The organism is Streptomyces sp. NPDC001492 (assembly GCF_053597275.1).
Genome location: NZ_JBSFHW010000003.1, coordinates 340,970 through 354,368 on the forward strand (window position 1 = coordinate 340,970; position 13,399 = coordinate 354,368).

The 13,399-nt window shown below is 72.9% G+C and carries 11 protein-coding genes; 9 read left to right on the plus strand and 2 right to left on the minus strand.

The annotated features are described in order from the left end of the window. Positions 1-5: 5 nt before the first annotated feature. The 4 genes from pcaG to ACWC1K_RS05725 all read left to right on the plus strand — a co-directional run bounded on the left by pcaG (position 6) and on the right by ACWC1K_RS05725 (position 3,932). On the plus strand, positions 6-611 hold the full coding sequence (gene pcaG, locus ACWC1K_RS05710; RefSeq protein WP_450828974.1) for a protocatechuate 3,4-dioxygenase subunit alpha: 606 nt from the start codon (positions 6-8) through the stop codon (positions 609-611). Beyond that, positions 608-1,942 (plus strand): 3-carboxy-cis,cis-muconate cycloisomerase, encoded by a 1,335-nt coding sequence (pcaB, locus tag ACWC1K_RS05715; RefSeq protein WP_450828975.1) that lies wholly within the window; start codon positions 608-610, stop codon positions 1,940-1,942. The genes pcaG and pcaB overlap by 4 nt, the downstream gene beginning before the upstream one ends. After that, positions 1,939-3,060: a bifunctional 3-oxoadipate enol-lactonase/4-carboxymuconolactone decarboxylase PcaDC gene (gene pcaDC / locus ACWC1K_RS05720; protein ID WP_450828976.1), complete on the plus strand. Its 1,122-nt coding sequence runs from the start codon at positions 1,939-1,941 to the stop codon at positions 3,058-3,060. The genes pcaB and pcaDC overlap by 4 nt, the downstream gene beginning before the upstream one ends. Before the next feature lie 80 nt (positions 3,061-3,140). After that, entirely contained in the window at positions 3,141-3,932 is a 792-nt protein-coding gene (locus ACWC1K_RS05725; protein WP_450828977.1) for an SDR family NAD(P)-dependent oxidoreductase, read from the plus strand. 20 nt (positions 3,933-3,952) lie between these two features. On the opposite strand, the gene ACWC1K_RS05730 is transcribed toward ACWC1K_RS05725, so the two are convergent. Next, complete coding sequence (locus ACWC1K_RS05730) at positions 3,953-6,637, minus strand: ATP-binding protein (protein WP_450828978.1); 2,685 nt, start codon at positions 6,635-6,637, stop codon at positions 3,953-3,955. Between the two features lie 181 nt (positions 6,638-6,818). Between ACWC1K_RS05730 and ACWC1K_RS05735 the strand changes: the two genes are divergently transcribed. The 3 genes from ACWC1K_RS05735 (at position 6,819) to ACWC1K_RS05745 (ending at position 10,595) form a co-directional block, all read left to right on the plus strand. After that, positions 6,819-8,099: an MFS transporter gene (locus tag ACWC1K_RS05735; RefSeq protein ID WP_450828979.1), complete on the plus strand. Its 1,281-nt coding sequence runs from the start codon at positions 6,819-6,821 to the stop codon at positions 8,097-8,099. 289 nt (positions 8,100-8,388) lie between these two features. Then, complete coding sequence (locus tag ACWC1K_RS05740; RefSeq protein WP_450828980.1) at positions 8,389-9,543, plus strand: anhydro-N-acetylmuramic acid kinase; 1,155 nt, start codon at positions 8,389-8,391, stop codon at positions 9,541-9,543. 50 nt (positions 9,544-9,593) lie between these two features. After that, a complete protein-coding gene (locus tag ACWC1K_RS05745; protein WP_450828981.1) occupies positions 9,594-10,595 on the plus strand; it encodes a DUF2510 domain-containing protein in 1,002 nt (333 codons plus the stop codon). A gap of 145 nt (positions 10,596-10,740) precedes the next feature. Here ACWC1K_RS05745 and ACWC1K_RS05750 read toward each other — a convergent pair whose 3' ends face one another. Next, a complete protein-coding gene (locus ACWC1K_RS05750) occupies positions 10,741-11,355 on the minus strand; it encodes a TetR/AcrR family transcriptional regulator C-terminal ligand-binding domain-containing protein (RefSeq protein WP_450828982.1) in 615 nt (204 codons plus the stop codon). 229 nt (positions 11,356-11,584) lie between these two features. Between ACWC1K_RS05750 and ACWC1K_RS05755 the strand changes: the two genes are divergently transcribed. Together ACWC1K_RS05755 and ACWC1K_RS05760 are read left to right on the plus strand one after the other, a co-directional pair. Then, on the plus strand, positions 11,585-12,427 hold the full coding sequence (locus ACWC1K_RS05755; protein WP_450828983.1) for a phosphatase PAP2 family protein: 843 nt from the start codon (positions 11,585-11,587) through the stop codon (positions 12,425-12,427). Then, positions 12,424-13,389, plus strand: a complete 966-nt coding sequence (locus ACWC1K_RS05760; RefSeq protein WP_450828984.1) for a hypothetical protein — start codon at positions 12,424-12,426, stop codon at positions 13,387-13,389. Before ACWC1K_RS05755 ends, ACWC1K_RS05760 begins: the two co-directional genes overlap by 4 nt. The last annotated feature ends 10 nt before the right edge of the window (positions 13,390-13,399 follow it).

Here is a 13,399-nt window from a genome sequence, read left to right on the forward strand (position 1 = left end):
CTGCCATGACGAAGATCGACACAAGCCGTCCCGAGACCGTGCTGCCAACCCCCTCGCACACGGTCGGCCCCTTCTACGGCCATGCCCTGCCCTTCCCCGGCGGCGGTGACATCGCCCCGGTCGGCCACCCGGACACCATCACCGTCCAGGGGTACATCCACGACGGAGAGGGCAACCCGCTGCCGGACGCCTTCGTGGAGCTGTGGGGCGCCGACCCCGACGGCAACATCCCGCAGGTGGACGGTTCGATCCGGCGCGACCCGGCGAGCGGCGGCTACCTGGGCCGCAACGGCGTGGAGTTCACCGGCTGGGGACGCATCCAGACGGATGCCAACGGCCACTGGTACGCGCGGACGCTGCGGCCCGGCGCGCGCGGGCGGAGTGCGCCGTACCTCAGCGTGTGCGTGTTCGCGCGCGGGCTGCTGGTGCACCTGTTCACCCGGATCTATCTGCCGGGTGACGAGGCGGCGCTCGCCGCCGACCCGGTGCTGTCCCAGGTGCCGGAGGCGCGACGCGGCACGCTGATCGCGACGGACGACGGCAAGGGCACATACCGTTTCGACATCCGCCTTCAGGGCGAAGGCGAGACGGTCTTCCTGGAGTTCCAGTGACTTCTGCCGGCTTCGACGACACCGGCCTGCTCGCCCCCGGGTGGGCCGGCTCCCCCGCCGCCTCCGCGACCGGGGACAGGGCCTTTCTGCAGGCCCTGCTCGACGCCGAGGCCGCCCTGACCCGGGCCCAGTCCGCTCTCGGCCTCGCACCCTCCGAGGCGGCAGCCGCGGTGACCGAGGCGGCCGTCGCCGCCCGCTTCGACGTACGCTCCCTCGCCGAGCGTGCCCGCGCGGGGGGCAACCCGGTCATCCCCCTGGTCGCCGACCTCACGAAGGCGGTCGGCGAGGAGTACGGTCCCTATGTCCACCGCGGCGCGACCAGCCAGGACATCATGGACACGGCGACGATGCTGGTCGCCACGCGCACGCTGGACCTGGTCCTCGCCGACCTCGGCCGCACCGAACGGGCGCTGGCGCGGCTCGCCGCGGACCACCGCGACACCGCGATGCCGGGACGGACGCTCACCCAGCACGCCGTACCGACGGCCTTCGGGCTGAAGGCGGCCGGCTGGCGCTCGCTCACCCTCGACGCACGCGACCGCATCAAGGCCGTACGGGACTCGCTGCCCGTCCAACTCGGCGGCGCCGCGGGGACCTTGGCGGCCTTCACCGTGTACGGCGCCCGGGACACGCAGGCCCTGACGGCGGCCTACGCCCACGAACTCGGGCTTCGCGAGCCGCTCCTGCCCTGGCACACCCTGCGCACACCGATCGCCGACCTCGCCGGCTGCCTGGCCTTCGCTGCCGGGGCGCTGGGCAAGGTCGCCGCGGACGTACTGACGCTCGGCCGTACCGAGGTCGCCGAGGTCGCGGAGGGCAGCGGCGGCGGCTCGTCGGCCATGCCGCACAAGGCGAACCCCGTACGGTCCACGCTGATCGCGGCCGCGGCCCGGCGGGCTCCGCAGCTCGCGGCCACCCTCTACGGATCGCTGGCCGCCGAGGACGAGCGCCCGGCCGGGGCCTGGCACGCCGAATGGGAACCGCTGCGGGAGCTGCTGCGGCTGGTCGGCGGCGCGGCCCGGGACGCCGCCGAACTGGCCGAGGGGCTGCGCGTGCACACGGACGTCATGCGCGCACACCTGGACCTGACCCACGGGTTGATCGTCTCGGAGCGGCTGTCCGCGGAGCTGGCCCCCGTGCTCGGCCGCGCCCGCGCCAAGGCCCTGCTCACGGACCTGGCCAAGCGCACCTTCAGCGAGGGGCGGCCGCTGGCCGAACTGCTCGCCGAAGAACCGGAGCTGAAGGACGTCGACGTCCACGAGCTCACCGATCCCGCCCGCTACACCGGCTCCGCCGGAGTCCTCACCGACCGTGCCCTGGAGCGACGTTGACCGAGAAACTCCTCAACCACCGTGCCGAGGGGCCCGCTTCCGCTCCCCCGCTGCTGCTCGGCCCCTCGCTCGGGACGTCGTACGCGCTGTGGGACAAGGTGGCACCCGAGCTGTCCATCACCCACCGGGTCGTCCGCTGGGACCTGCCGGGGCACGGCGGGTCGGCGGCCGGTCTGATCGCTCCCGGCGCGACCGTCGGCGACCTCGCCGATCTGGTGCTCGCGCTCGCGGACTCGCTGGGCATCGAACGGTTCGGGTACGCCGGGGTGTCGCTCGGCGGTGCCGTCGGACTGCATCTTGCCCTCCACCACCCGGAGCGGGTGTCCTCCCTGGCCGTGATCTGTTCTTCCGCCCACTTCAACGGCGCGAAGCCGTGGCAGGAGCGGGCCGAGCTGGTGCGGCGCGAGGGGCTGGGCTCGCTCGTGGCCAGTGCCGACGCGCGCTGGTTCACGCCCGGCTTCACCGTGCCGGAACTGGTGCGCGACCAGGCGGAGGCCGACCCCGAGGCGTACGCCGCCTGCTGCGACGCGCTGGCCTCCTTCGACCTGCGCGAGAGGCTCCCGGAGATCTCCGTGCGCACGCTGCTGATCGCCGGGCGCGAGGACAAGGCGACGCCTCCACCGCATCTGCGGGAGATCGCGGACGCCGTGCCCGGCTCCACGCTGGTCGAGCTTCCGCACGCCGCGCATCTGGCGCCCGCCCAGTGCCCGGAAGCCGTGCTGACCGCCCTCCGGGCCCACCTCGGCGCAGCTGCCCAGCGCGGTATGGAGGTACGGCGGGAGGTGCTCGGCGATGCGCACGTGGACCGGGCGCAGGCCCGGCAGACGCCCTTCACCGCCCGCTTCCAGGACTTCATCTCGCGCTACGCCTGGGGCGAGATCTGGACCGATCCGACGCTCAGCCGCCGCGAACGCAGCATGATCACACTGACGGCGCTGGTCGCACACGGGCACTACGACGAGCTGGCCATGCATGTGCGGGCGGCCCGGCGCAACGGGCTCACCCCCGAGGAGATCGGCGCCGTACTGCTGCAGACGGCCGTGTACTGCGGGGTCCCGGCGGCGAACTCGGCGTTCGCGGCGGCCCAGCGGGTGCTGGCGGAGGAGGACGACCTCTAGCGGGACCCGAGGGTGACCCTGCTGGTCGTAGCTTCAGCAGCACCTCGCACATGCCTGCATCGCGCGCCTACGGTGGAGGCATGTCCACCATCCTGATCACCGGCGCCACCTCCGGCCTCGGCCGCCACGTCGCCTTCGAGCTGGTCCGCTCCGGCCACGTCGTCCTGGCGCACGGCCGGGATCCGGGCCGTACGGAGCAGCTGGTCGAGGAGCTGCGCACCGAGGGCGACGCGGAGGGCTTCGTCGCCGACCTCGCCTCGCTGGCGCAGGTGCGCGAACTGGGGGCGCACGTCGCCGACGCCCACCCCGACCTCGACGTCCTGATCAACAACGCGGGGGTGGGAGCGGGCGCGCCCGGCACGGGGCGTGAGCTGAGCGCCGACGGCCACGAACTGCGCCTCGCCGTGAACTACTTGGCACCGGTGGTGCTGACCCGTGCCCTGCTCCCCGTACTGCGCGCGAACGCACCCGCCCGGATCGTCAACGTCGGCTCGGTCGGCCAGGACCCCCTCGACTTCGACGACATCGAATTCAGGCGGCGGTACGACGGCTTCGCCGCCTACCGCCGCGCCAAGTTCGCCCTTGCCGCCCACACCTTCTCCCTGGCCGAGGAGTTGGCGGACACCGGCGTCGCGGTCAACGTCCTGCATCCGGCCACCTTCATGGACACGGCCATGGTCCGCGAGGGCGGAGTCACCCCCTGGAACACGGTCGCGGACGGCGCCCCGGGCGTACTGGCGCTGGCGACCGAGGACCTGGGCACGGGCGGCTACTTCGACGGAACGAGCCGGTCGCGGGCACACGAGTCGACGTACGACCGAGAGGTACAGAAACGTCTGTCGACGGTCACCGACCAACTCCTGGCGCTGTAACGGCTTTTCAGGGCCACCGTTCAGCGCACCCCCAGCCCGCTCTCCAGCGCCACCCGGGCCTGCGCCACCAACCCGTCCGCCCCACACGAACGGGCCAGGGCCAGCCCCCGGTTCAGCTCGGTGACAGACCTCGCGGCGATCCCGTACTCGATGCGTGCCGCCGCATGCTCGTACTGGCAGGGCGAGGCCTCCAGATAGGCCACGGCCTGTGCCAGCAGCCGGACGGCCCGCTGCCCGGTCTCCAGCGCGGCAGCGCACCTGAGCGCCTCCCCGATGGCGGTGTCCGTGCCGAACAGCTCGGCCTGCCGGCGGGTGTCCGCGACGAGCCGAGCCGCTCGGGCCGGGTCCTCGGAGGCCAGGGCCCGGGCGAGGTCGAGGGCCCAGGGGACCAGCACCGGGTTGTGGTGACCCCGGGCGGCCACGGCCTTCTCGGCCTCCTCCAGTTCGTTGATGCCGTCCTGGGTACGGCCGACGGCGATCAGCAGCCGGCCGCGCACGGACCGCGGATCCGGCATCACCATGCTGGAGGTGTAGGGCGGTACGAAGCCGTACTGGTCGGCGATCGCCCAGGCCTCGTCGACATGGCCTCGGGCCAGCAGGACCTCGACGAGGTTGCAGGTGACGCACCAGTACAGGGGCAGTCCGCGGCCGACGCGCTCGGCCAGGCGCAGCGACTCGCGCAGGGACGCCTCGGCCTCCCGCAGCCGGCCGCGCCTGCGGTGTCCGATACCGACGTGGGCGTGGGCCAGGGCGAGGTGGCCGCCGCTCCAGCCGGCCGACTCGTAGGTGCGCAGGGCCTCGTTGTAGAGGCTTTCCGCGCGGTCGAGGCGGTCGGTGTAGGTGTAGGAGTTGCCGAGCATCAGCAGGAGTTCGATGCCCCACTCGGTGTCGGTCCAGCCGAGCCCGGGTGCGAGGCGGCCGTTGACGAGGGCGCGGTCGCACAGTGCGACGACCTCCTCCGCGCTCTCGCCGCGGATCAGGGCGTCGAAGCCGCGCAGCATGAGCAGGGCGCGCTCGGAGTTGTCGCGGCCGGTACAGGTCGAGGCGAGCTCGGCGAGGCGCTGGGAGCGGCCCTGCGAGGTCGTCTCGCCCGCGTAGAGGCTCTCCCACATGTACTGCACGGCCTGCAGCCGCATCTTCGCGGGTCCCTCCGCGTGCCGGGCGGCCTCCGCCTCGACCGTGCGGACGGCCTCCTCCATCTGGTCGTTGTGGAGGAGGGCCTGGGAGAGGCGGAAGACGGCGTCGACCCGCTCGTCGCCGTCGAGGCCGGGCATGCCGAGCGCGGACTGCAGGTGGTCGATGGTGGTGGCGGGTGCCGTCAGGAGGGTGGCGCAGCCGAGTTCGTAGAGCACGCGCGCGTGGACCTCGGGCAGGGGCGGTTCCAGCAGGGCGCGCTCCAGGCAGCGGCGGGCCGCGTCGGGGGCGCCGACGGCGAGGTGTTCGCGGGCTGCCTCACGCAGCTGTTCGACGAGTTCCTCGTCGTCGTCCGGGTGCACCTGCAGGAGGTGCCGGGAGGCCATGGCGGCGCCGCGTCCGGACTCGGTGACGACCTGGGCGGCGATGCCGTGCATGGCGGTGCGCAGGGCGTCCGGGATGGAGTTGTAGACGGCGGTGGCGATCAGCGGGTGCACGAACTCCAGGTCGCCGTCGTCGGACTGGGCGCTCGCCGGGTCCGGTTCGGTGAGGATGCGGGCGCCCTGGAGCAGTTCGGCGCAGCGCAGTGCCTCGTCGTGGTCCATGGTGGCGAGCTCGGCGACCAGGTCGACGGAGATGCCGGTGCCGAGGATGGCGGCCGCCCAGGCGAACCGGGTGGCTTCGATGCCGAGTTCCTCGAGGCGGGCGACGAGGCCGCCGCCGCGGGCCGAGCGGTTGAGGGCGCGCAGTTCGGCGGCCGCGCTCTCGGTCGGCTCCAGCTCGCTGTCCTGGACCTTGGCGAGGAGTTCCACGGTCTCGTAGGGGTTGCCGCCGGTGACGGCCCAGACCTCGCGGCAGAACGGGGCGTCGGCGTGCGCGCCGAGGGTGGCGCGGGTGAGGCCGGCGGTGGCGTCCGGGGTGAGGGCGTTCAGGTTGGCGTCGGGGTGACCCGAGGCGGCGGCGATCGCTTCGAGGTGGCGGGCGCTCTCGCCGCTGACCTCGCCGGGCCGGCGGGCCACGACGACGAGGACGGACAGGTCGTCGAGGCGTTCGGCGAACGCGGCGGGCCAGCGCAGCGTCTCCTGGTCGGCCCAGTGCGCGTCGTCGATCAGCAGGACCAGCGGCCAGTCGCGGCGGGCCAGTCGGCGCACTCCGGCGACCAGGCCGTCGCAGACGCCCTGCGGGTCGGCCTGGCGTTCGCCCGGTTCCGTGATGCCGAGGGCGGGGCCCGCGATGTCGTACCAGTCGCCGAGGTACTCGCGGGCCTCTTCCGGCATCAGGGACACCAGCGCGGGCTGCAGCAACTGCCGTACCACGTTGAAGGGAACGGACCTGAGGGTCTCGCCGCCGCGGGCCGACCACACCGTGCAGTTGCGCCGCTCCGCGATGCGGCGGGTCTCGGCCAGCAGGGCGGTCTTGCCGAGTCCCGCCTCGCCCCGGACCACCAGCAGGCTGCCCGAGGACGAGCGGTCGGCGCACAGCGTGTCGACCGCCCGCTTGACGGCGGCGATCTCCTCCTCGCGCTCCCACAGGGAGGCCGAGGCGGCCTCCATGGGCCGGACCTCCGTCATCCCGCTACCTCCCGAAGTCGCCCGAATGACGTACAGACATCGAGCGTAGCCGTCGAATTGCAGAAGTGGAGGGGGGTCCGGGTAGCTGTTGCCGTGATGGGTGACAGCAGGTGCGGGCAGGCGACGCGTGAAGCCCGTCATCTGCCTCTCTGAAGGTAACCGACAGTCAAAAGGCGCTGAAATGACGCTGTTTTTCGGACAACGCGGGGCCGTGCGGGATCCGTCTGCGGTACGGGCCCTGGCGGCCGGGTCGGTGGGCAACTTCGTCGAGTGGTACGAGTTCGGCGTCTACGGCTGCTTCGCCACCGTGATCGCGGCGCGGTTCTTCACCCCGGAGGGCGGCAGCGAGGTCGAGGCTCTGGTCAGGACGTACGCGTCGTTTGCGCTGGCGTTCTTCTTCCGGCCGGTCGGGGCTGCCTTGTTCGGGCGGCTGGGCGACCGGATCGGACGGCGTCCGGTGCTGATCCTGGTGGTCGTGCTGATGACGGTCGCGACGACGCTGATCGGCGCGCTGCCGACGTATGCGGCCGTCGGGGGGCTCGCTCCGTGGCTGCTGACGCTTCTGAGGGTGCTTCAGGGGCTGTCGGCGGGTGGGGAGTTCGGTGGGGCGGTGGCGTTGATGACCGAGTTCGCACCGCCGGAGCGGCGTGGACTGTACGGGTCGTGGCAGTCGTTCACGGTGGCACTCGGGCTGCTGGGCGGTGCGGGGGTGGCGGCCCTGTCCGCGACCCTGCTCACCGGGCGGCAGCTGGGCGACTGGGGCTGGCGGGTGCCGTTCCTGCTGGCTCTGCCGCTCGGGCTGGCGGCGCTGTGGCTGAGGCTGCGGCTGGCGGAGACGCCGGCGTTCCGCCGGGAGGCCGAGGCCGTGAGGCTTTCTCCGGGGGAGGTCGCCGGGGCCATCGCGCTGGGCGCGGCCAGGATCATGGGCTGGGCGGCGGCCGGGTACACCTTCCTGGTCGTGCTGCCGTCGTATCTGCAGAGCACGCTGGGCGCCGGCTTCCAGCAGGCGCTGATCGCCACCGTGTCGGCCAACCTGGGCTTCGCGGTCACGATCGTCCCGGCGGGCCTGCTCAGCGACCGGGTGGGGCGGCGGGCGGTCATGCTGACGGGGGCGCTGCTCGTGGTGTTCCTGTCCGTGCCGCTGCTCGACCTCCTTCAGGACCCGGGGCCTTCGAACACCGTGAAGGGTGCGGCGGTGTTCGGGGCGGGAGCGGTGGTGGGGCTGATGGCGGGGCCGGGACCTGCGATGCTCTCGGAACTCTTCCCCACGAACGTGCGCTGCACGGGCCTGGGACTCGCCTACGCCCTCTCGAATGCCGTCTTCTCCGGCTGCGCCGGGCTCATCATTACGGAAACCGTCAAGCGGACGGGGAGCGTCGACATCCCCGGGTACTACGCGGCGGCGACGTGCTCGGTGAGCGTCCTCGCCCTGGCCAAGTCACCGAAACGGAAGGCGGATTGAGCGGATGCGAAGGAAAGGCGGCCTGACACCGCCGGCGACAGCGCCAGGCATCCCCACCCCGACCACGGCACCGCAACGGAAGGCAAGGTGAGCGAATGCGAAGGAAAAGCCCGACGCCGCCGGCAAAAGCGCAGGACGTCCTCACACCGGCGCTCTCCTCCGACCTCGCCCCACCGCCGGAAGCCTTGCGACACGGCAGCACGAGCCGGCGGGCCCGCGCGGTGAAGGTTCGCATGCCAAGCCTCCTCGCCCTGACCACGGCACCGGGACGGAAGGCGGGGTGGGTCGGATGCGGGTGATCGGCCTGATGTCGGGCACGTCCTACGACGCCATCGACGCGGCGGCGGCCGATCTGAGCCTCGACGGCGGCAGCCTCGTACTGAAGCCGTTGGGGATGGTGAGCGACGAATACGACGAGGAGCTGCGGGAGGCGCTCGCGGCCGCGCTGCCGCCGGCTGCCACCTCGCTCGCGGACGTGTGCCGGCTCGACACACGGATCGGGCAGGCCTTCGCGGCGGCGGCCCTGCGTGCGGACCGTGAACTGTGCGGTGGGCAGGCCGAGTTGGTGGCCTCGCACGGGCAGACCGTCTACCACTGGGCGGACGGCGGCAAGGTGCGCGGCACGTTGCAGCTCGGGCAGCCCGCCTGGATCGCCGAGGCGACCGGGCTGCCGGTGGTGGCCGACTTCCGGCCGCGGGACATCGCCGCGGGCGGCCAGGGCGCGCCCCTGGTCGGCCTGGTCGACCTGTTGTGGCTGCGCGGCCGCCCGGGCACCCCAGTCGCCCTCAACCTCGGCGGTATCGCCAACCTCACCGGCCCCGACGGCACGGCCTTCGACACCGGACCCGCATGCGCGCTGATCGACGCGGCGGCGCGGGGGTTCAGCGGCGGGACCATGGCCTACGACGTCGACGGCGCGCTGGCCGCGCGCGGCACCGTCCACGAGCCGCTGCTGCGGCGGCTGCTGGAGGAGCCGTACTACGCGCTGCCCGCACCCAAGACGACGGGCAAGGAACTGTTCCACCTCGGCTATCTGCACGACGCCCTGGCCGGCTTCGGGACGCTGAGGGCCGAGGACGTGGTCGCCACGCTGACCATGCTCACGGCGTGGACGGTCGCGGACGCCGCGCTCACCCTGGGCGCCACCGAGGTGATCGCCTCGGGCGGCGGGGTCCGCAACCCGGTGCTCATGGGGATGCTGGGGCAGCGGCTGGCGGGGATTCCGGTGCGCGCCTCCGACGAACTGGGGCTGGCGTCGGACGCGAAGGAGGCGTACGCGTTCGCCGTGCTCGGGTTCCTGACCGCGCACGGACTGGCGGGCAGCGAGCCCGCGAGCACCGGGGCACGGCATGCGAGCGTGCTCGGTTCGATCACACCCGGGCGGGACGGGCTGCGGCTGCCGCCGCCGGGCGCGCGGGCGCCCGAACGGCTGACGGTGGCCTGAAGCCGGAATCCTCTCATCGCGCTTTCACCGAGGCCTCATACGGTGGGGGCATGACGCAGGTGACTCCTCCCGGGTGGTATCCCGACCCCGGGCAGACAAGTGAGGCTCCCGCCACCGAGCGCTGGTGGGACGGCAAGGCATGGACGGACCGGACCCGCCCCGCGGGGTCGGCCGCCGTATGGGGTCCCCCGGCGCAGACGCCGACGGCCGGACCGGATCCGGCGAGCCCCGTCCCTCCGGCGGTCCCGGCCTATGCGGCCTACCCCGGCCATCCGGCCTGTCCCGCCCAGCCGCCGGCCGCTCCGCGGCGCGGTCTGCGCAATGGCATCATCGCCGTCGGGGCGGCCGTGGTCGTCCTCGCCTGCATCGGTGTGGGCGTGTACGCGCTGGCGGGCAACGACGGTTCGGGCGGCAACGTCAACTCGCAGCAGGGTCCGGGCGGCCCGGGCGGCGGGAACGGTGGCTCGGGCGGTTCGGGCGGGAGCCAGTCGCCCGGCCCCGGGCAGTCCGAGGCTCCGAAGATCAAGAGCGGTTCGGTGTCCGACCCGATCAGCGGGATCAGCCTGCCCATTCCGGCCGACTGGTACGGCCAGCAGCTCCCGGCGGGCGCTTCGATCACGTCGAACGACTCCTACAAGTGCCCCGGGGACACCTCGCAGACCTGCACCAAGGGCGGCGCGTTCTCGGCGCCGGCCGCGCTCCTGAAGACCGCCGGCAGCACGGCCGAGGAGGTCGCGAAGGCCGACATCGAGGCCAACGCCGAGCAGTCCTACGGCGGCAAGACCTACGGCTCGATCACCTCGCACAAGGTGCTCGACTCCAGGTCGGTCACCGTCGCCGGGCAGAAGGGCTACCTGGTCCGCTGGCAGGCGATCACCAGCAAGGGCTCCGACGGCTATGTCGAGTCGCTCGCCTTCCCCTCCCCCGCCAACCCCGCGCAGCTCGTCGTGGTCCGCTTCGGGGTGGACGTCGCCGAGAAGCAGTCGGTCATCGACGACATCACCAAGGGCATCAAGGTCTCGACCGGCGGCGGCAGCGGCCAGACGGTGTGAACCGCCCCGGACACCGGTCGGCCGGGTGGGGCGCCCCTCCGCTCAAGAGGAACCCCACCCGGCCGGGGGTGCGCGCCGCCCCCGTCCCCACGGTGCGGCGCGAGCAGGTCACCGTCCAGTCATCCCATGGACGGCAACCTGATTCTCAGGTGAGACCCAGTGCCGGCAGCACCGCGGCCTCCACGAAGCGGACCAGGTAGTCCGGGTCCGCGTACTCGCCGTCCACGACGGGGCGGGCGCGTACGACGCCGAACATCTGCGCCGGGATGTACTCCAGCGCCGGATGGCCGGCGGTGATCTCGCCGCGCTCGACCCCGCGCTGGAGAATCTCCTTCAGCGCGGCGATCTCCGGGTCGACGAGCGCCTCCCGCAGCGCCTTGGCGAGGTCGGCGTCCTGGGTGACGGCGTGCCCGAGGGCCTGCAGCAGCTTGGTGTCGTTCTGGGACCAGCGGCCCACGGCCCGCGCGGCCTCGCGCAGGTCGTCCGCGAGCGATCCGGTGTCGATGCCCTCGAAGCGGGCCTTGCGGCGGGAGCGCAGGGCGGCCACCACGAACTGGGGCTTGGTCTTCCACTGCCGGTACAGCGTGGACTTGCTGCACCGCGTGCTGGCGGCGACCCCCTCCATGGTGACGGCTTCGTATCCGCATTCGCGGATCTGCTCGAGGACGGCGTCGAAGAACTCCTGCTCACGCTCGCGCGTGATCTTGGAGCGGCGCGAGGCGGCGACCGTCTGCGGTCCGTCCGCGGCCTGCGACGTCATCTGCTCTTCTCCCTCACTCCGAGCGCCGGCTTCATACGCGCTTTATTCCCGGCTTCCAGTGTGTCGTACCTCAATCGATACGCCAGTGTACCGGAACGGCCGCGTATCGGTACACTGCCGTATCGGAACGCTTTCGTTTCGGCACGCGAGCGTACCGATGAGTTCGGGCTCCGGCCCGGGTCTCACCACGTACCAGCACACGCACCACCGTCAGCGAAGGGGCCGGGGGATGAATGCCCGCACCGAGCCTGCAGAAGGAGAGACCGACGCGATAGCGCGGCCTCCGGTCGTCCGGGAGTTCCTGCTCGTCGCAGGGCTCTTCCTCGTCTACAAGTTCGGCCGCCAGCTGGCGACCGGCCACACCGGCGAGGCGCTGCGCAACGCGCACCGCGTGTGGGACCTGGAACGGACGCTCCATCTGCCCGGTGAGGGCTCGGTGCAGTCCGTACTGCTGCACAGCGACACCCTGGTGCACCTCGCGAACACCTACTACGCGACCGTCCACTTCCCGGCCACCGCGGCCTTCCTGGTCTGGCTCTACCTGCGGCGCCCCGCGCACTACGTGTGGGCCCGCCGGGTCCTCGCCACGGTCACCTCGGCGGCCCTGGTGCTGCCCTTCGTCTTCCCCCTCGCACCGCCGCGGATGCTGGCCGCCACGGGCCTCGTCGACACGGCGCACGTGTACGGGCCTTCGGTCTACGGCCCGCCGTCCTCGGACCACCTCTCCAACCAGTTCGCGGCGATGCCGTCCCTGCACTTCGGCTGGGCCCTGATGGTCGCGATCGGCCTGATCGCGGCGACCCGGTCCCGCCTGCGCTGGCTGTGGCTGCTGCACCCGCTGGTGACTCTCCTCGTCATCGTGGGCACGGCGAACCACTACTGGCTCGACGCGATCGTCGCGACCGCCATGCTCGGCGGCGCCCTGGCGCTGGTCCTCCCCCAGACGTCGTCCGGGGGGACCCCCATCTCGCTTCGCTCGCCGCACCACACCGTCACCACGGCCGGGCGCGGCAGCGAGAAGCTCGCCGCCCCCGTCGCCGACGACCACGTCCTCGCAGGAGCGGGCCGATGACCGCCACCCTCGTCGCCGTCGCCCTCTCCCTGGTCTCCGCCGTCGCCTACGCGGCCGCCGCGGTGGCCCAGGAGCGGCTCGCCTCCCGCAGCTCCGGCACCGGCACACTGCGACTGCTGGGCACGGGCGCCTGGTGGGCGTCGGTCGGGCTCAACGCCGGCGCGGCGCTGCTGCACGTCGTGGCCCTCAAGTACGGCCCGCTCACCGTGGTCCAGCCGCTCGGCGCGCTCACGCTGGTCGCCGCGGTGCCGATGGGGGCGCGGGCCGCCGGGCGTCGGGTCAGCGCGACCGAGTGGCGGGGCACCGCGCTGACGCTGGCCGGGCTGGCCGCGCTGCTGGTCACCGCGTCCGGGTCGGCGCCCGAGCAGGTGCTGAGCCTGACCGAGGCACTGGCGGTCGCGGGCACCACGGCCGCGCTGATCGGGCTGCTGTCGCGGCCGGGAGCCCGTCCGGGCCTGCGGCACGCCACGGCGTCCGGGTTCGCCTCGGGTGTCGCGTCGGCGCTCACGCAGACCGTGACGGTGGCCGCGACCGACCGGTCCGGGTCCGCACTGAGCCTCCAGGTCGTCCTGGTGGCGGTCCTGGTGGCCGCCTTCGCGGCCGGCGGACTGCTGCTCTCCCAGACGGCCTACCGGGGCGGCCTCGGCGCGCCCCTCGCCATGGTGACGCTCTCCAACCCGGTGGCAGCCTCGGTGATCGGCCTCACCCTCCTCGGCCAGGGCCTCCGCGGCGGCCCGGAGGGCATCCTCCTGGCTCTCGCGGGCGCGGCCCTGGCGTCCTCGGGCGTCGTACTCCTGACCCGGGCGACGCCTGCTCCGGTCGCTTCTGCCGCTCCGGTCGTCACGGTCGACGAGGAGCACCCGGTGGCGGCGGTCCTGGCGCTACGGCCGGAAACGGCGACAGCCGAACCGGCGTTGGTGCCCCGGCAGCCTTCAGATCCGGGACACCTCACACCCCTGTGAGCACCGCTCG

Coding starts and splice junctions, on each gene's coding strand:
- ACWC1K_RS05750 (WP_450828982.1), bottom strand. CDS start 11,355: ATGACGTCGCAGGCCGCGGACGGACCGCAGACGGTCGCCGCCTCGCGC.
- ACWC1K_RS05725 (WP_450828977.1), top strand. CDS start 3,141: ATGTCCACCATCCTGATCACCGGCGCCACCTCCGGCCTCGGCCGCCAC.
- ACWC1K_RS05730 (WP_450828978.1), bottom strand. CDS start 6,637: ATGACGGAGGTCCGGCCCATGGAGGCCGCCTCGGCCTCCCTGTGGGAG.
- ACWC1K_RS05755 (WP_450828983.1), top strand. CDS start 11,585: ATGAATGCCCGCACCGAGCCTGCAGAAGGAGAGACCGACGCGATAGCG.
- ACWC1K_RS05745 (WP_450828981.1), top strand. CDS start 9,594: ATGACGCAGGTGACTCCTCCCGGGTGGTATCCCGACCCCGGGCAGACA.
- pcaG (WP_450828974.1), top strand. CDS start 6: ATGACGAAGATCGACACAAGCCGTCCCGAGACCGTGCTGCCAACCCCC.
- ACWC1K_RS05760 (WP_450828984.1), top strand. CDS start 12,424: ATGACCGCCACCCTCGTCGCCGTCGCCCTCTCCCTGGTCTCCGCCGTC.
- ACWC1K_RS05740 (WP_450828980.1), top strand. CDS start 8,389: ATGCGGGTGATCGGCCTGATGTCGGGCACGTCCTACGACGCCATCGAC.
- ACWC1K_RS05735 (WP_450828979.1), top strand. CDS start 6,819: ATGACGCTGTTTTTCGGACAACGCGGGGCCGTGCGGGATCCGTCTGCG.